Below are 17,027 nucleotides of genomic sequence, written 5' to 3' on the forward strand. Positions count from 1 at the left end.
CTCAATACTTCTGCGGCACATAGAGTTCGGGCGGCAAGGTCTTGCGCTCGTAGTTCGGATCGAACACCCGGTCCGGGAGTGCGATGTCCTGGTGCGGCACCGGCTCGTAGGGGATCCGCTGCAGCAGGTGATCGATACAGTTGAGCCGCGCCCGCTTTTTATCGTTGCCTTCGACGATGTACCAAGGTGCCTCCGGAATATTCGTCCGGGTGAACATCTGCTCCTTGGCGCGCGTGTAGTCCTCCCAACGAACGCGCGACTGCAGATCCATCGGCGACAGCTTCCACTGCTTCAACGGATCATGAATGCGCATCAGGAAGCGCATCTGTTGCTCTTCGTCGGTGATCGAAAACCAGTACTTGATCAGCCTGATGCCGGAACGCACCAGCATGCGCTCGAATTCCGGCACGTCCTTGAAAAACTCTTCCACCTCGGCGGGTGTCGCGAAGCCCATGACACGCTCGACGCCGGCCCGGTTGTACCAGGAGCGGTCGAACAGCACGATTTCCCCGCCAGCGGGAAGATGCGGCACGTAGCGCTGAAAATACCATTGTGATTTTTCTCGGTCGGTCGGCGCTGGCAGCGCGACCGCGCGACAGACGCGCGGGTTGAGCCGTTGGGTAATGCGCTTGATGACGCCGCCTTTGCCGGCAGAATCGCGCCCTTCAAACAGCACGAGAATTTTCTGCTTGCTATGGACAACCCAGTCCTGGAGCTTGATCAGCTCGGCCTGCATCCGGAGCAAATTGCGGAAGTATTCGGGCCGCGCGATCGTCGGCGGATGCGTGCGCCGGTATATCTTGCGCAGCTCTTCCGAGAGCGCGGGCTCGGACAATTCGAGCTCATAGTCTTCATCGAGCGTGTCAGCGAGCTCGGCTTCGAGCCAGTCCTGGCCATTGAGGGGCGCGGCGTTCAGATCGTCTTTGTCGGTCATGGTCCGTCGTTCTTGGTTGTCGCAAACATGCGAGAATGAACGTCTTTCACAACGGTTTCGTGACCGGCCACGCTGCGGTGCTGCGCGCGGCAAATAGTCGCCCGCAGAGGCGTTTAGGCCCTCCTCAGTTTCAGCCCTCCGCCAGCGCGTGGATGATCCGCGCCCAGGAGCGGATACCCTTGTGGAAGCATTTGAGGTCGAATTTCTCGTTGGGCGAGTGCACCCGGTCGTCGTCGAGGGCAAAACCGACCATTAGTGAATCCATGCCGAGCACACTCTTGAAGTCCGAGACGATCGGGATGGAGCCGCCGGCACCGACGGTGACCGCCTTGCGGCCCCACTCTTCCGCGAGCACATCGCGCGCCTTGGTCAGCGCCGGATTGTCGAACGACAGTTGCAGTGCGGCCCCGGCGCCGAAGTTGCCGAACTCGACCTTGCAGTCGTCGGGCAGCCGGTCGCGGACGAACTTGCGGAACGCTTCCTTGATCTTGGCCGGGTCCTGGCGGCCAACCAGACGGAATGAGACCTTCGCCGACGCCTCACCGGGAATGACAGTCTTGGCACCCTCACCGGTATAACCACCGATGATGCCGTTGATCTCGGCGGTCGGGCGCGTCGTGATCTGCTCGATCAGCAGACGCCCCTTCTCGCCGGCCGAATGCTTCAATCCGATCGGGCCGAGGAAAGTTTCCTCGGTGAGACCAAGCGCCGCGAGGTCGGCCTTGATGTCGGCTGGCAGGTCATCGACGCCGTCGTAAAATCCGGGAATTGTGACGCGGTTCTCGTCGTCCCACAGGGCGCCGAGAATTCGCGCGAGCAGACGGATCGGGTTCTGCGCGGCACCGCCGAACTGACCGGAGTGCAGATCGCGGTCGGCGCAGGTGACCTTTACCTCTTCATAGACGAGGCCCCGCAGCGACGTTGTGATCGCCGGCGTATCGCCATCCCACATGGCGGTGTCGCAAACCAGAGCAAGGTCGGCTTTGAGTTCACCGGCGTTGTCGCGGACGAAGGCGGGCAGATTGCGGGAGCCGCACTCCTCCTCGCCTTCGATCATGGCAGTGATATTGAGCGGCAGTTTGCCGGTGACCGTTTTGTAGGCACGGCAGGCTTCGACGAAGGTCATGAACTGGCCCTTATCGTCGCAAGCGCCGCGCGCCACGATGATCTTGCGCCCTCCCGGCAGGGTCTCGATGCGCGGTTCGAACGGCGGCGCCTTCCAGAGATTGAGCGGATCGACCGGCTGGACGTCGTAGTGCCCATAAAACAGGACATTTGGCCCGCCGGCGCCGTTCGATTTTCCAACCACCACCGGATGGCCGGCGGTCGGCCGCACACTGGCCTCGAAGCCGATCGATTTCAGGTCAGCCGCGACGTGTTCGGCTGCGGCGCGGCACTGTTCCTGGAAAGCCGGATCGGTCGAAACCGACGGGATCCGCAGCAATGCGAACAGACGATCGACGCTGTTGTCGAGATCCTGGTCGATGCGGGCGAGAACAGCGTCCAATGTGCTCATCGGCTTCATTCCTTTAAGTCGAATTCCAATCAAACGCCGACTATCCTCGGCGGTTCGCCATGCAACCGCATGCCATGTCGTGCGTTTGTGAGCCGACATTCAGATACTTTTAAGCCATGTCGGTCAAGACGGAGGTCTAGCCGCTAAATGCGGCATAAAAATCTTCCATCGCCGCGTCCAACCGCATATCAGCCCCTTGAACGTCGGCTCAACCGACAACGGAAAAGTATTGACGGCAAAGGCCCGCGGGGCCTTGACTGAGAATGTGATGGTCGTCACAGCAGCCTGGTATCCCATGCCTTACCGATTGCATGAGATCACTGAACGTAGAACTATGTTGCGGCGTGTCGTCCATCGTGCTTGTCAACATTGCCAAAACGTTCAATATGTTTGGCAACCTCGCCGTCAGTACGAGGATGTGAGGGAAACATGAATGAACTCGTCGCCCGTTTCGTCTCTAACGTCGGTATCGACCAGCCTACGGCAGAAAAAGCTCTCGGCATCATTCTCGATTTCCTGCAGAAGGAAGGTCCCGCCGACAAAGTCCAGGCTTTGATCGACAGCCTGCCCGATGGTGCGGCGCTACTTCAGGCCGCTCAGGAATCCGGCGGCGGAATGTTTTCCATGGGTGGTCTGATGGGCGCCGGCAGCCGCATGATGGCGGCCGGATTGACCATGGGCCAGGTGCAATCCGTTACCAAGGAAACCATCGCGTTCGCCCGCGAAAAAGTCGGCGAAGACACGATCGGCGAGATCGTCGGCTCGATCCCCGGGCTCAGTCAGTTCGTCTGACGCTCCACCTTCGATAATCAGCACATTTCGAGACCGGTCTGGAGCGACGGATGTCCTATCCCATCACCGACTTGCAGGGGATCGACGGCCAAGCCGTCGCGGCCCTTCGATCGGCAGGGATCCGATCGACCGGCGCGCTGCTCGAGAAGGCGCGCACGGTCAGAGGCCGCAAGTTGCTGGCCGAGAAGACCCAGTTCGACGAAAAGCAACTGCTGTGCTGGGCCAACGGCGCCGACCGCATGCGCGTCAAAGGCGTCAGCAAGGAATATGCGCTGCTGCTGCACTATGCCGGCGTCGATACCGTGAAAGAACTGTCCTACCGCAACGCCCGCAACCTAGCCGCGGCGTTGGCGCTGGCCAACGAGAAGCACGGCGTCGTCCGCTTTCTGCCATCCGAGAAGGTGGTCGAGCGCTGGATCGAGCACGCCAAGAAACTGCCGCTCAAGATTTCGTACCGCTGAAATCCGCATCGCCTGCGGTCCGCGATCCGCCTTGACAGGCTGCGCCCCGCCGCGCCATGCCAAAGGCGATGGAGCCGGTCACCACTACCGCAACGCCCCCTGACCTCGCGCCCACGGCGCCGCCGCCGCTTGCGGCGCTGCTCAAGCTCGGCCGGCCGCTGGTCATGGGCATTCTCAACGTCACGCCGGATTCGTTTTCCGACGGCGGTCAATTCCTCGATCCGAAGCGCGCCATCGCGCACGCCGAAGCAATGGCGGCGCAGGGTGCCGACATCCTGGATATCGGCGCGGAATCGACGCGGCCTTACGGCTGCAACAAGCCGGTGTCCGCCGACGACGAACTCGACCGGCTGAAGCCGGTGCTGCCCGCGGTCGTCAAACTCGGCCTGCCGGTCTCGATCGACAGCCTCAAGGCCGACGTCGTCGCCTACGCGCTCGACCATGGCGCGACCATCGCCAACGACGTCTGGGGTCTGCAGGGCGACCCAGCGATGGCCGCGGCCGTCGCCGCGCGCGGCGTCCCGATCATCGCCATGCATAACCGCACCGAAGTTGATCCGGCGATCGACATCGTTGCCGACGTCGCCGCGTTCTTCTCGCGCTCGATCCAGATCGCCTCGGCCGCCGGCATCGCCCGCGACAACATCGTGCTCGATCCCGGCATCGGCTTCGGCAAGACGCCGGAGCAGAGCATCATCACGCTGGCGCACACGGCGGCGTTCACGGCATTCGGCCTGCCGCTGCTGGTCGGCGCCTCGCGCAAGCGTTTCATCAATTCGGTGAGTCCCTCGCCGCCGGATCAACGCATCGGCGGCTCGCTCGCCAGCCACCTCTACGCCGTGCGTCAGGGCGCAGCGATCGTGCGCGTCCATGACGTCGCCGAAACCGTGCAGGCGCTGCGCGTCATGGCCGCAATCGACTTGGCCGCTGTCGAGAAGATCACAACATGACCGACCGAATTTTTATTCGCGGGCTGGCGCTGCATGCCTATCACGGCGTCATGCCGCATGAAGGCAAAGTCGGCCAGACCTTCACGCTCGACCTCGACCTCGCGGTCGATCTGTCCGACGCCGCGCGCTCCGACAAGGTCAAGGACACCGTGTCCTACGCCGACGTCGCGCAATGCGTCGAAAAGACTTTCACCGGCCAGCGCTTTCGTCTCGTCGAAGCCGCGGCCGGCGCCGTTGCCGACGCCGTGCTTGGCGCCTTTGCCCGCGTCAACACCGTCGCAGTGACCATCCACAAGCCGCACGCCCCAATTGCCGCGACCTTCAGCGATGTCGGCGTCACCATCACCCGCGGCCGCGGTAAAGCGAAACCATGAGCGCCGAAACGGCGGCGACGCGGGCTTATCTCGCCCTCGGCGGCAATGTCGGCGACAGCCGCGCCACCCTCGACCACGCCGTGCGCGCGCTGTCGGACGCCGACGGCATCCGCGTCGTCGCACGCTCGTCCGACTACAAAACGCCGCCTTGGGGCGTCACCGACCAGCCACCTTTCGTCAATCTCTGCCTGGCCATTGATACGACGTTACCGCCGCGCCAGTTGCTGGCGCGCATCCAGGAGATCGAAAGGACGCTGGGCCGCGACCGCACCAATGAGCAGCGCTGGGGCCCGCGCACCGTCGATATCGACATCATCGCCTATGGCGACCTCTCGCTCGACGAGCCTGGCCTGATCCTGCCGCATCCGCGGCTGTACGAACGCGCCTTCGTGCTGATGCCGCTCAGCGAGATTGCCGGGAACGCCGAGATTGCGGGGCGAACACCGCGCTCGGCCCTGGCCGGCCTCGACACCGCCGGGATCGAGCGCTTACAACCGCGGCGCTAACGGGCACGCCGCTTGCTTTATCGCAATGGCGAGCGCCCAGCTTCTATGGCAGTTTGGGTCCATGACTAACGTATCTTTCGCCGCCGAATTTCCGCCGACCGACGCCGCCGCGTGGCGGTCACTGGTCGAGACCGCGCTCAAGGGCGCCGATTTCGACAAGCGTCTGGTCAGCCGCAGCTATGACGGCCTTCGCGTCGAGCCGCTCTACCCGCGTGTCGCAGGCGTGCATGCCGTAGCCGGCCGCGCCGGCGGTGAACCGTGGCAGGTGATGGCGCGGACCGATCATCCCGATGCCGCAGAAGCGAATAAACAGGCGCTGCTCGACCTCGAGAACGGCGCCACCGGCCTGTCGCTGGTGTTCGCCGGGGCGCTCGGCGCCTATGGCTACGGGCTCGATGGCTCCGAGGCGACGATCGCCCGCGCACTCGAGAATGTCTGGCTCGATGCCGTTGCCATCGAGACCGATTTCAGCGCCCAGCAAAAGGATGCCGGCCTGAACCTCGCCAAGGCGGTGAAGGCGCGTGGTATCGATCCGGCGAAAACCCAAATCCGTTTCGCGCACGACCCGCTCGGGCTGATGGCGCGCAACGGCGCGGCGCCGCGGCCGTGGGCGGAGACCGCGAAGCTGCTCGCCGGCTTCGCTGCCGATCTGGCCGGCCAGGGCTTCAAGGGCCCGTTCGCGGTTGCCGATGGTCGCGCGGTGCATGCCGCCGGCGGTTCGGAAGCACAGGAGCTGGCATTTGCGCTCGGCAATGCCGTGGCATACCTGCGCATGTTCGTGGACGCCGGCGTGCCGCTCGATCAAGCGCGCAAGCTGATCTTCTTCCGCCTCGCCGCCGACGCCGATGAGTTCATGACCATCGCCAAATCCCGGGCCTTGCGGAAACTGTGGGCGCGCGTCGAGGAAGCCAGCGGCCTGACGCCGCAACCGGCTTTCGTGTCGGCGGAAACGGCGTGGCGCATGATGACGCAGCGCGACCCGTACGTGAACATGCTGCGCACCACCATCGCTATCACCGCGGCCGGCCTCGGCGGCGCCGATAGCATCAGTGTACTGCCCTTCACCGCCGCGCGCGGCCTGCCCGATGCCTTCGCCCGAAGGGTGGCGCGCAACCAGCAGCTCATCCTGCTCGAGGAGTCGAACCTCTACCGCGTCGCCGATCCGGCGGCCGGCTCCGGCGGCATCGAGGCGCTGACGACGCAACTGGCGCAGACCGCATGGTCGCTGTTTCAGGACATCGAAAAGGCCGGCGGCGCAGCGGCCGCCATCGAGCACGGCCTGATGCAGAAGAAGGTCGCTGAGACGCGCAAGGCGCACGAAGCAAATGTCGCTCGCCGCAAGGAGCCGCTGACCGGGGCCACCGAATTCCCGCATCTCGGCGAGAGCGACGTCAAGGTGCTCGACGCGTCGCGCGTCACCGTCCCACCACTGACGGCCGCGATCACATTCGACGCCTTGCCGCAGATACGGCTCGCCGAACCGTTCGAAGCCTTGCGCGACAAATCCGATGCCATCGCCCGCAAGTCCGGATCGCGGCCCAAGGTCTTTCTCGCTAATCTCGGCAAGCTTTCGGAGTTCACTACGCGCGCGGGCTACGCCAAGAATTTCTACGAGGCCGGCGGCATCGAGGCCATCGGCTCGGATGGCTACAAAGATCAGGCGGAAATGCTCGCGGCGTTCCGGAAGTCGGGAACGAACCTCGCCTGCATCTGTTCATCGGACAAGGTATATGAGGCGGAAGCCGTGGCCGCCGCCAAGGCGCTGGCCGAGGCCGGCGCCACGATCCACCTCGCCGGCCGCCCGGGCGAACTGGAAGCCATATTGAAAGAAGCCGGCGTCAGAACCTTCATTTATGTGGGCTGCGACGTGCTTTCGACGCTGCAGACCGCGTATGATAGTCTGGTGGCATCATGAGCAAAGTTCCGAACTTCGCCAGCGTCGACTTCGCCGAGCCGCAGTTCGCTGCGACCAATGACAACCCCGAACCGTGGCTGACGCCCGAAGGCATCGCGGTGAAGCCGGTCTATGGCGAGGGTGATGTCGCGGGCCTCGACTTCCTCGAGACCTACCCCGGTAAGGCGCCGTTCCTCCGCGGCCCCTACCCGGCGATGTACGCGGCACAGCCCTGGACCATCCGGCAATACGCCGGCTTCTCGACAGCGGAAGATTCCAACGCCTTCTACCGACGCAACCTCGCCGCCGGGCAGAAGGGCCTGTCGATCGCCTTCGATCTCGCTACCCACCGCGGCTACGATAGCGATCATCCGCGCGTCGCCGGCGATGTCGGCATGGCGGGCGTCGCAATCGATTCGATCTACGATATGCGCACCTTGTTCTCGGGCATCCCGCTCGACCAGATGAGCGTGTCGATGACCATGAACGGCGCGGTGCTGCCCGTTCTGGCGCTCTACATCGTCGCCGCCGAGGAACAGGGCGTGCCGCACAGCAAGCTGTCGGGCACGATCCAGAACGACATCCTCAAAGAATTCATGGTGCGCAACACCTATATCTATCCGCCCGGCCCCAGCCTGCGCATCATCTCCGATATCTTTGCCTATACGTCCGCCGAGATGCCGAAGTTCAATTCGATTTCGGTCAGCGGCTATCACATGCAGGAAGCCGGCGCGACGCAGGACCTCGAGCTTGCCTATACGCTCGCCGACGGCCTCGAATATGTCCGCGCCGGCATCAAGGCGGGGCTGACCATCGATCAGTTCGCGCCGCGCGTGTCGTTCTTCTGGGCGATCGGCATGAACTATTTCATGGAGATCGCCAAGCTGCGCGCCGCGCGCATGATCTGGGCGAAGTTGATGAAGCCGTTCAAGCCGGATGATCCGCGCTCGCTGTCGCTGCGCACGCATTCGCAGACGTCGGGCTGGTCGCTGGCCGCGCAGGACGTGTTCAACAACGTCGCCCGCACCATGATCGAGGCGATGGCCGCCACCCAAGGCCACACTCAATCGCTGCACACCAATTCGCTCGACGAGGCGCTGGCGCTGCCGACCGACTTCTCGGCGCGTATCGCCCGCAATACGCAGATCCTGCTGCAGCAGGAAAGCGGCACCACGCGCATCATCGATCCTTGGGGCGGCTCCTATTACGTCGAAAAGCTGACCGCCGATCTCGCCGCCAAGGCCTGGGCGCATATCGAGGAAGTGGAGGTGCTCGGCGGCATGGCGAAAGCCATCGAAGCCGGCATCCCGAAGCTGCGCATCGAGGAAGCTTCGGCCAAGACCCAGGCGCGCATCGACGCCGGCGTGCAGTCCGTCATCGGCGTCAACAAGTACCAGCCGGTCGACGAAACCCCGATCGACGTTCTCAAGGTCAACAACTCCGAGGTCCGGCAGAAGCAGCTCGACAAGCTCGCCAGGCTGAAGGCCGAGCGCGATCCCAACGCGGTGCAGGAAGCACTCGATGCGCTGACCCGCGCCGCCACCGGAAACGGCAACCTGCTCGAACTCGCGGTCGAAGCCGCCCGGGCCAAAGCCACCGTCGGCGAAATCTCGATGGCGCTGGAGAAGGTGTTCGGCCGCCACGTCGCCTCGATCAAGTCGATCACCGGCGTCTATAAACGGGAGGTCGGCATGACTCCGACTGTCGATAAGGTGCGGCAGGCGATCGAGACCTTCGAGAGCGCGGAAGGACGGAGGCCGCGCTTGCTGGTCGCCAAGATCGGCCAGGACGGCCACGACCGCGGCCAGAAGGTCATCGCTTCGGCCTTCGCCGATCTGGGCTTCGATGTCGATATCGGCCCGCTGTTCGCCACTCCCGAAGAGGCCGCGCGCCAAGCGGTGGAGAACGACGTCCACATTCTCGGTGTGTCGTCACTCGCCGCCGCGCATCTGACGTTGGTACCTGAATTAAAGAAGGCGCTTGCCGCGCAGGGCCGCGAGGACATCATGATCGTCGTCGGCGGCGTCGTGCCGCCGCAGGACTACGACGCGCTGATGAAATCCGGTTGTGAAGCGATCTTCCCGCCCGGCACTGTGATCGCCGATGCCGCGTTGAAGTTGCTCAAGACGCTGCATCACCGCCTCGGCCACGATCAGCAGGCGGCAGAGTGAGGCTCGCTGCCATCGCGACCGCCGCCGCCGCGTTGTTTGCGGCTGTTACGATCGCTTCCACGGCCGCCGAGGGCGTCAGGCCGGTGCTGTCGGTCAAGACGCGCTCGATCGAGGCGTCGTTGACGATCGACCCGCAGCTCAAGGCCTATCCCGAGCTCTATGCCGGACTTCTCGCCGAAGGCAAGCGTGAGGTCGAGAAGTGGCGCCGCTCCGCCGACGAGGATCGTAAAGCGACACCCGACGCATTCACCGACGGCCGGCGTTACGCTTTCGAGCGCAGTTACACACAGAGCTCGGCGATCGGCCGCTATGTCAGCATCGACCGTGACGACTATCTCAACAGTGGCGGTGCCCATCCCAACAGCGAAAACAACAGCATCCTGTGGGACACGGTGCTGAAGAAGCGCATCAGTATCCGACCGTTCTTCAGGGAAACGGCGCCGAACGGCTCGACGCTGACCAAGCTCGCTACGGCGATCCGCGCCTCACTGGCCGAGCAGAAAAAACAGCGCGGCGCCGACAATATCGATCCGAATACCGACACCGAACTCGCCAATGTTCAACCCGACCTTCTCAAGATGGGCGCGGTGACGCTCGCCCGGTCGACCGATCCAGCGCGTAGCGCGGGGCTTAACTTCCATTTCTCGCCCTACGCCGTCGGCTCGTACGCGGAAGGCCCCTACGACGTTTTCGTGCCGTGGGAGAGCTTCAAGGACGATCTTTCGCCGGACGACATCGCGCTGTTCGGTGGTGTGCGGCCGAAGGCCGACGAGGATAAAGACTGACCGCGGCATTTCGGCCGCCGGACTCTGTTGAACCCAAACAACGGACGCAGTGCGGCATTTCCACGCTGCGCGTTCGGTTTGCACCGCATCATTCGATGCGAGCCTGCGTGATTGACCTTGCGCACCACGCGGACCTAACATCAGTCATCATACAAAGCCGGCGTCAGACCGGCGAACATGGGAGCGACGCATGACCAAGCTGACACGCCGCGATTTCGTGGCCGCGACCGCCGTAGCCGGTGCCGGCCTTGTGGCAGGGGCCAAGCCCTCTTTCGCACAGAGCTATCCGAACCGACCGATCCAGATGATTTGCCCGTGGGGCGCCGGCGGCGGCACCGACGCGACGGCGCGCATTGTCGCGGCGTTGCTCGAGAAGGACCTCGGCCAGCCGATCAACGTCGTCAACCGCACCGGCGGTTCCGGCGTCGTCGGCCATTCAGCGATCTCGACCGCGCAGCCGGACGGCTACACGCTCGGCATCATCACAGTTGAAATCGCCATGATGCACTGGGCCGGCCTGACGCAACTGACGCCCAAGGACTTCACGCCGCTGGCGCTGATGAACGAGGATCCGCCCGGTATCCAGGTCAAGGCTGACGGCGACTACAAGACCGTCAAGGATCTCGCCGAGGCGATCAAGAAGGCACCGGCCGGCAAGATGAAGGCGTCCGGAACCGGTCAGGGAGGCATCTGGCATCTGGCCTTGGTCGGCTGGCTGCAAGCCATGGGCCTGCCGGCCAACCATGTCACCTGGGTGCCGTCGAACGGCGCCGCGCCGGCGATGCAGGACCTCGCCGCCGGCGGCATCGACTTCACCACCTGCTCAGTGCCGGAAGCTCGCGCCATGATCGACGCCGGCAAGGCCAAAAGCCTGGCGCTGATGGCGCCGGAGCGGTCGGCAACCTTCAAGGACATCCCGACGCTGAAAGAAGCCATGGGCATCGACTTCACCACCGGCGCCTGGCGTGGCTTCGCCGGTCCCAAGGGCCTGCCAACGGACATCGCGACCAAACTCACCGCCTCGCTCAAGAAGATCTACGACTCCAAGGAGTACAAGGACTTCATGGGCTCGCGCGGCTTCGGCACGGTCTGGGCCGACGCCAAGGAGTATGGCGCGTTCATGGACAAGTCCGACGCACAGATGGGCACGGCCATGAAAGCCGCCGGAATTGCCAAGACCTGACGCATGACGACGGCGGCGCGCTAGGTCCGAGCGGGCCTTGCGCGCCGTATCGCCGGCGAGGAGGTGTTTCTCCGCCGTCCGGCCAGTGAACCGATCCGCCCTCGCTCAAGTTTCCGGAGTCGCAATGCGCGCGAATGACGCGATCAACGGCCTCGTTCTTATCATCCTGTCAGTCGCGTTGATCGCCCTGACGACCACGTTTCCCGAATTTTCCGGCCAGAACTACGGACCATCGCTGTTTCCGCGCGTGCTCAGCGCGCTGCTGATCGTCTGCGGCGGCCTGCTGGTCTGGCGCGGCATGGCGGCGCGACGCGCCGGGGCCCCGCTCGTCGCGATGGCGGCTTGGACGCGTCAGCCCTGGCGCGTCGTCTCGTTCTTCCTGATGCTGCTGCTTCTGCTGCTGTACATCATTTTTTCCGAGACCGTCGGCTTCATCCCGATGGCCTTTGTGACGCTTGGCGTGTTGTTCCTGTGGTTCGGCGTGCGACCGCTCACGGCGCTGATCACCACGGTCGTCGCCACCATGATGATCTACTGGTTCTTCGCCAGCCTGCTGCGCGTGCCGCTGCCGCGCGGCTGGCTCGATTCAATTCTGTGAGGCCGCGATGGACGCATTGTTGACTGCATTCGGCCTCATCTTTCATCTCAACGTGCTCTGGGTCATCGTCGCCTCCGCCGCGTTCGGCATGTTCGTCGGCGCGATGCCCGGGCTGACCGCCACCATGGCGACCGCGCTCCTTGTGCCGGTGACCTTCTTCATGGATCCGGTGCCGGCGCTCGGCGCCATCGTCACCGCGACGGCGATGGCGATCTTCGCCGGTGATATTCCGGCGGCCATGCTGCGCATCCCCGGCACGCCCGCTTCCGCCGCCTATACCGACGAGAGCTACGCCATGTCGAAGAAAGGCGAGCTCGACCTCAATCTCGGGGTCAATCTCGTGTTCTCGGTCCTGGGTGGTTTGGTCGGCGTCGTCATCCTCATCTTGTGCGCGCCGGCGCTGGCCGAAGTCGCCATCAACTTCTCGTCGTTCGAATATTTCTGGCTGGCGCTGCTCGGATTGACGTGCGCGGTGTTCATGACCACGGAAGATCCGCTCAAGGGCATCACATCACTGGTCTTCGGCCTGCTCATCAATTGTATCGGCATCGATCCGACCGCCGGCTATCCGCGCTTCACCTTCGGCAGCGTCGAGCTGTTGCAGGGTGTCAGCTTCATCCCGGCGATGATCGGCATGTTCGCGTTGTCCGAACTGCTGCGCGGCGCGGTCAGCGTCGATCAGCAGGGTGCGCCACTGGCGCAGAAGATCGGCAACATCTTCAACGGCGTGTGGGAGGTGTTCAAGAAGTACTGGTTCAACTTCCTGCGCGGCTCGGCACTCGGCGTCGCCATCGGCGCGCTGCCCGGCGCCGGCGCCGACATCGCGGCGTGGATCTCGTTCGCCATCTCGAAGCGTTTCTCGAAGACGCCGGAGAAATTCGGCACCGGCCACATCGAGGGCATCGTCGACGCGACCTCGGCCAACAACTCGGCGCTCGGCGGCGCCTGGATTCCGGCGTTGGTGTTTGGCATTCCCGGCGACTCGATTACCGCGATCGTGATCGGTGTGCTGTACATGAAGGGCATGAATCCGGGCCCGACCGTGTTCCTGCAAAATCCGCAGTTCATCTACGCCGTCTTCATCATCTTCGTGCTCGCCAACCTGCTCATGCTGCCGCTCGGCTGGGCCGCGATCAAATCGGCCAAGCAGATCCTGCGCGTGCCGCGCAACGTGCTCCTGCCGATCATTCTTCTGTTCTGCATGGTCGGCGCCTATTCCATGACCAATTCGGTCTACGGCATCATCGTCATGCTGGCGCTGGGCGTCGTCGGCTGGCTGATGGAAGAAAACGGCTTCCCGATCGCGCCGGCGATCCTCGGCCTGGTGCTCGGCGAAATGCTGGAGCAGAACTTCATGACCTCAATGATCAAGGCTGACGGCAGCCCGTTCGGGTTCTTCGAGCGGCCGATCGCCGCCGCGCTCGGCGTCGTGACGGTGCTGATCTGGGCCATGATGGCGTGGCGCGCCGCCACCGGGCGACGGGCGACCGTCGCGCCATCCGAGGCCGATGTCGCGGGGGCGTGACGCCGCGCGCGCCTTCGGTTAGTTAAAGGGCGCATGTCCGCCCGCCGCCTCGACCCCGCTTCGCTTGCCGCCGGCATCCGCGCCGGCGACCGCGCTATCCTGGCGCGCGCCATTACCCTGATCGAGAGCACCCGCGCCGACCATCGGCAGACCGCGCACCAACTGGTGCAGGAGCTGTTGCCCGCTACCGGCAAAGCCATCCGCCTCGGCATTACCGGCGCGCCCGGCGCCGGCAAATCCACCACCATCGACGCGCTCGGCAGTTATCTCACTGGCCAAGGCCACAAGGTCGCGGTGCTGGCGGTCGACCCGTCATCGTCGCGCACCGGCGGCTCGATCCTCGGCGACAAGACGCGCATGGCGCGGCTCGCGGTCGACCCGCAGGCCTACATCCGCCCCTCGCCGTCTTCCGGCACGCTCGGCGGCGTGGCCGCCAAGACCCGTGAGACCATGCTGCTGTGCGAGGCGGCGGGCTACGATGTGATCATCGTCGAGACCGTCGGCGTCGGTCAATCGGAGACCGCGGTCGCCGACATGACCGACTTCTTCCTGGTGCTGATGGTCGCCGGCACGGGCGACGAATTGCAGGGCATCAAGAAAGGCATCATCGAACTCGCCGACATGATCGCGGTGAACAAGGCCGATGGCGACAACATTGCCCGCGCCAATGTCGCGGCGGCCGATTTCCGCAGCGCGCTGCACATCCTGGCGCCGCGCTCGCCGACCTGGATGGTGCCGGTCATCACCTACTCCGCGTTGACCGGCGGCGGCATCGACACGCTGTGGCACCACGTCGCTGACTATCAGAAAAAGATGACCAAGAGCGGCGAACTGAACGCCCGGCGCCGCGATCAGCAGGTGAAGTGGATGTGGACGCTGCTCGAGGAGCGTCTTGCGGCCCGGCTGCGCGGCGATCCGGCGGTGCGCAGCAAGGTCAAACAGGCCGAAAACGGCGTCGCGGCCGGTACGCTGGCACCGACTTTGGCCGTCGATGAGATCGCCAAGCTTCTTGGTCTGTGAGCCGGCGATTTTATGCCGCAACGCACGCCTGAGTTCCAAGGCGACGCCGCGCCACCGCAGATAACCCTGAATTAACTCCCGCTTAACCCTGTGTAAACGGATCGCGATTAGCTTTCGCGGACACGCTGGGATTTCCCGACAATGCGGAGTGCCTTTCTTTCTTCCGCCCTGAAAAGCGGCTGGCCCCGTGCATCGGCTGCCGGGTACGTATGCTTTGTCGCGGCCTTCGCCGCGCTTTTCCTTGCGTCCGGATTTGTCACGCCGCTGCTTCCGGCCATGTCCGACACGATGCGGGTGGCCGGTTGCGCCGTCATTGCCGCCCTGCTCGGCCAGATAGCGACCGGCATCGCCAATGCGGCGGCAAACCATCGCCTGCGCTGGACCAACGAACAGATGGAACGCGCGCTCGACGACATGCCGCAAGGCCTGAGCATGTTCGACGCGAACGAGCGCCTGCTGGTGTGCAACAAGAAGTACCACACCATGTACAACCTGGAGGCCGGCGAGGTGAAGGTCGGCTCGACGCTGGCCGAGGTGCTGGCGCGGCGCGTCGCCAAAGGCTCCTTCAACGCCGACACGCAGAGCTACCGCAAGCAATTCATCGAAGCCCGCGACGAAGGCCGCACCACGGTCGCCGAAGTCGATGCCGGCAAGGGCCGGCTCTATCTCATCACCAATCATCCGATCAAAGGCGGCGGCTGGATCACGACGCACGAGGACATCACCGAGCGTCGCAAGACCGAGCAGGATCGCATCGCCGCGCAGCAGCACGAAGCGCGCCGCGCCGCGACCGAAGAAGCCATCTCCGATTTCCGCATCGGCGCCGAGAAGCTGCTCGAGACCGTCATCGGCAGCGCCGAGGAAATGCGCGTTACCGCTTCGGGCCTGCTCACGGTGTCCAGCCACACCACGCAGCAGGCGGAAAATGCCTTGCGCACGTCGCATGAAGCGGTGGGCAATGTCGACATGGTCGCCGCCGCCACCGAGGAACTGTCGACCTCGGCCTCGGAGGTCAATGAGCGCTTGACGCGCGCGGCGGGTCTCGTCCGCATCACGCTCGACGAAGCCAAGATGACGAATGACGACATCAATCATCTGGCGAGGACCGCCGACAAGATCGGCGACGTCGTCAAGCTGATCCGCAACATCACCGGTCAGACCAACCTGCTGGCGCTGAACGCCACCATCGAGGCCGCCCGTTCCGGCGCTGCGGGCCGCGGCTTTGCCGTGGTCGCCTCCGAGGTCAAGGCCCTCGCGGTGCAGACCGCCAGTGCGACCGAAGATATCGCCGCGCAGATCCAGGAAATCCAGCGCTCGACGCAGGCATCGGTGGAAGCCATCAGCCGCATCGCCAACCGCATCGAAGAGATCCACAGCCACACCTCTTCGGTGTCGTCATCGGTTCAGCAGCAGACCAGCGCCACCAGTTCGATCGCGCAGAACGTGACCAACACGGCGCAAGGCTCGAAAATCATCGACAAGGCACTCGGCGAAGTGGTCAACGCCGCCAACGACGCGCAGCGCTCGGCGCAAACCGTGCTGACTGCGTCGGAGTCGGTCGAACATGCCAGCGCGCTGCTGCGCGGCGAAGTCGAGCGCTTCCTGACCAAGGTCGCGATGTAGTGCCTTAGCGCTTCAGCGCGCTTTCGAGCGTGTGCGCCCGGCGGCCGCCCATCAGCTGGGCCGTGCATTTCCCATCGGCGCCGCAACTGACGATGCAATCGGTGCCCGGCGCGCCGTGGCAATCGGTGCCGCAGCCATAGCGTTCCTTGCCTTGCGAAAACGAGCCGCCGATCCTGGCGCAGGTGGCCTTGAGCTCGTCGGCGCTGTGCTTGCCCATGGACAGATCGCGCGCCGATGCCGGCGCGGCAACAGCGACAAGACCAGCAATCGTGAGCGCAACCGTGAATTTCGACAACACCAAGACAGCCTCCACCGGCACGAGCGCGTCGCTTCCCCGCGCAAACTCTACGACATCAGCGCGCGCATTTTAACTCTGGGCTGGCATGCAGCCGCCGCGATTGCGCTGCCGCGGGGCCCGCTCACGGTTCCTGCGCCTCACCCGTCCGATTCAATTGTCAGACAGCCAACAGGCCTTGCAGGCAACGCTCCGCCGCCCCTGTTCTTTGAAGGCCCGGGGCGGCCTGCCTTCCCCTTCCGCCCCCGGCACAAGCCGAGGGGATGGAGCGCCGCGAGGCGCTCTTTCTGGTCGCACCTTGCGGTGCGCGACCTCTCCTTGCGATCGGAGAAGTCATCGCCCCGCGGCGCTCCATCGCGGTGTCTTTAACGGCGCCGGGCCGCGCTTTTGGCGGCTGATC

At 64.3% G+C, this 17,027-nt stretch carries 16 protein-coding genes; 13 read left to right on the forward strand and 3 right to left on the reverse strand.

Going from position 1 to position 17,027, the window contains the following annotated elements; genetic code table 11:
- Position 1: 1 nt before the first annotated feature.
- Both ppk2 and ASD45_RS13210 read right to left on the reverse strand, forming a co-directional pair.
- A complete protein-coding gene (ppk2, locus tag ASD45_RS13205) occupies positions 2–934 on the reverse strand; it encodes a polyphosphate kinase 2 (RefSeq protein ID WP_156380838.1) in 933 nt (310 codons plus the stop codon).
- A gap of 130 nt (positions 935–1,064) precedes the next feature.
- Positions 1,065–2,450, reverse strand: coding sequence for a M20/M25/M40 family metallo-hydrolase (locus tag ASD45_RS13210; RefSeq protein ID WP_156380839.1), 1,386 nt, complete (start codon positions 2,448–2,450; stop codon positions 1,065–1,067).
- Between the two features lie 429 nt (positions 2,451–2,879).
- Here ASD45_RS13210 and ASD45_RS13215 point away from each other — a divergent pair, with 429 nt between their 5' ends.
- The 13 genes from ASD45_RS13215 to ASD45_RS13275 all read left to right on the forward strand — a co-directional run bounded on the left by ASD45_RS13215 (position 2,880) and on the right by ASD45_RS13275 (position 16,332).
- Entirely contained in the window at positions 2,880–3,242 is a 363-nt protein-coding gene (locus ASD45_RS13215; RefSeq protein WP_056911903.1) for a hypothetical protein, read from the forward strand.
- Positions 3,243–3,292: 50 nt separating this feature from the next.
- Positions 3,293–3,703, forward strand: a complete 411-nt coding sequence (locus ASD45_RS13220) for a DUF4332 domain-containing protein (protein WP_056911904.1) — start codon at positions 3,293–3,295, stop codon at positions 3,701–3,703.
- A 164-nt stretch (positions 3,704–3,867) separates the two neighbouring features.
- Entirely contained in the window at positions 3,868–4,653 is a 786-nt protein-coding gene (gene folP / locus ASD45_RS13225; protein ID WP_244485462.1) for a dihydropteroate synthase, read from the forward strand.
- The gene (folB, locus tag ASD45_RS13230; protein ID WP_056911905.1) at positions 4,650–5,027 is read left to right on the forward strand and encodes a dihydroneopterin aldolase; all 378 of its coding nucleotides are present in this window, start codon (positions 4,650–4,652) and stop codon (positions 5,025–5,027) included. The genes folP and folB overlap by 4 nt, the downstream gene beginning before the upstream one ends.
- Positions 5,024–5,533 (forward strand): 2-amino-4-hydroxy-6-hydroxymethyldihydropteridine diphosphokinase, encoded by a 510-nt coding sequence (gene folK / locus ASD45_RS13235; RefSeq protein ID WP_056911906.1) that lies wholly within the window; start codon positions 5,024–5,026, stop codon positions 5,531–5,533. Before folB ends, folK begins: the two co-directional genes overlap by 4 nt.
- A 61-nt stretch (positions 5,534–5,594) precedes the next feature.
- Complete coding sequence (locus tag ASD45_RS13240; RefSeq protein WP_056911907.1) at positions 5,595–7,448, forward strand: methylmalonyl-CoA mutase subunit beta; 1,854 nt, start codon at positions 5,595–5,597, stop codon at positions 7,446–7,448.
- Complete coding sequence (scpA, locus tag ASD45_RS13245; RefSeq protein ID WP_056911908.1) at positions 7,445–9,598, forward strand: methylmalonyl-CoA mutase; 2,154 nt, start codon at positions 7,445–7,447, stop codon at positions 9,596–9,598. The genes ASD45_RS13240 and scpA overlap by 4 nt, the downstream gene beginning before the upstream one ends.
- Complete coding sequence (locus ASD45_RS13250; protein WP_056911909.1) at positions 9,595–10,383, forward strand: DUF3298 and DUF4163 domain-containing protein; 789 nt, start codon at positions 9,595–9,597, stop codon at positions 10,381–10,383. Before scpA ends, ASD45_RS13250 begins: the two co-directional genes overlap by 4 nt.
- Positions 10,384–10,573: 190 nt before the next feature.
- Positions 10,574–11,566 carry a tripartite tricarboxylate transporter substrate binding protein gene (locus tag ASD45_RS13255; protein ID WP_056911910.1) on the forward strand — a complete coding sequence of 331 codons (993 nt, stop codon included), beginning with the start codon at positions 10,574–10,576 and terminating at the stop codon, positions 11,564–11,566.
- 124 nt (positions 11,567–11,690) lie between these two features.
- Positions 11,691–12,164 carry a tripartite tricarboxylate transporter TctB family protein gene (locus ASD45_RS13260; RefSeq protein ID WP_056911911.1) on the forward strand — a complete coding sequence of 158 codons (474 nt, stop codon included), beginning with the start codon at positions 11,691–11,693 and terminating at the stop codon, positions 12,162–12,164.
- A gap of 7 nt (positions 12,165–12,171) precedes the next feature.
- Entirely contained in the window at positions 12,172–13,689 is a 1,518-nt protein-coding gene (locus ASD45_RS13265; RefSeq protein WP_056911912.1) for a tripartite tricarboxylate transporter permease, read from the forward strand.
- A 33-nt stretch (positions 13,690–13,722) separates the two neighbouring features.
- Positions 13,723–14,709 (forward strand): methylmalonyl Co-A mutase-associated GTPase MeaB, encoded by a 987-nt coding sequence (gene meaB / locus ASD45_RS13270; protein WP_056911913.1) that lies wholly within the window; start codon positions 13,723–13,725, stop codon positions 14,707–14,709.
- Between the two features lie 276 nt (positions 14,710–14,985).
- On the forward strand, positions 14,986–16,332 hold the full coding sequence (locus ASD45_RS13275; RefSeq protein WP_056911914.1) for a methyl-accepting chemotaxis protein: 1,347 nt from the start codon (positions 14,986–14,988) through the stop codon (positions 16,330–16,332).
- 4 nt (positions 16,333–16,336) lie between these two features.
- Here the strand turns inward: ASD45_RS13275 and ASD45_RS13280 are convergent, their stop codons facing one another.
- Positions 16,337–16,633 carry a hypothetical protein gene (locus ASD45_RS13280; RefSeq protein WP_156380840.1) on the reverse strand — a complete coding sequence of 99 codons (297 nt, stop codon included), beginning with the start codon at positions 16,631–16,633 and terminating at the stop codon, positions 16,337–16,339.
- Positions 16,634–17,027 lie beyond the last annotated feature (394 nt).

Source organism: Pseudolabrys sp. Root1462 (assembly GCF_001426945.1).
Lineage (GTDB): Bacteria > Pseudomonadota > Alphaproteobacteria > Rhizobiales > Xanthobacteraceae > Pseudolabrys.

Bases quoted from the DNA above. Each gene is read 5' to 3' on its own strand.
- ppk2 (WP_156380838.1), bottom strand. From the start codon at position 934: ATGACCGACAAAGACGATCTGAACGCCGCGCCCCTCAATGGCCAGGAC.
- ASD45_RS13210 (WP_156380839.1), bottom strand. From the start codon at position 2,450: ATGAGCACATTGGACGCTGTTCTCGCCCGCATCGACCAGGATCTCGAC.
- ASD45_RS13215 (WP_056911903.1), top strand. From the start codon at position 2,880: ATGAATGAACTCGTCGCCCGTTTCGTCTCTAACGTCGGTATCGACCAG.
- ASD45_RS13220 (WP_056911904.1), top strand. From the start codon at position 3,293: ATGTCCTATCCCATCACCGACTTGCAGGGGATCGACGGCCAAGCCGTC.
- folP (WP_244485462.1), top strand. From the start codon at position 3,868: ATGGGCATTCTCAACGTCACGCCGGATTCGTTTTCCGACGGCGGTCAA.
- folB (WP_056911905.1), top strand. From the start codon at position 4,650: ATGACCGACCGAATTTTTATTCGCGGGCTGGCGCTGCATGCCTATCAC.
- folK (WP_056911906.1), top strand. From the start codon at position 5,024: ATGAGCGCCGAAACGGCGGCGACGCGGGCTTATCTCGCCCTCGGCGGC.
- ASD45_RS13240 (WP_056911907.1), top strand. From the start codon at position 5,595: ATGACTAACGTATCTTTCGCCGCCGAATTTCCGCCGACCGACGCCGCC.
- scpA (WP_056911908.1), top strand. From the start codon at position 7,445: ATGAGCAAAGTTCCGAACTTCGCCAGCGTCGACTTCGCCGAGCCGCAG.
- ASD45_RS13255 (WP_056911910.1), top strand. From the start codon at position 10,574: ATGACCAAGCTGACACGCCGCGATTTCGTGGCCGCGACCGCCGTAGCC.
- ASD45_RS13260 (WP_056911911.1), top strand. From the start codon at position 11,691: ATGCGCGCGAATGACGCGATCAACGGCCTCGTTCTTATCATCCTGTCA.
- ASD45_RS13265 (WP_056911912.1), top strand. From the start codon at position 12,172: ATGGACGCATTGTTGACTGCATTCGGCCTCATCTTTCATCTCAACGTG.
- meaB (WP_056911913.1), top strand. From the start codon at position 13,723: ATGTCCGCCCGCCGCCTCGACCCCGCTTCGCTTGCCGCCGGCATCCGC.
- ASD45_RS13275 (WP_056911914.1), top strand. From the start codon at position 14,986: ATGTCCGACACGATGCGGGTGGCCGGTTGCGCCGTCATTGCCGCCCTG.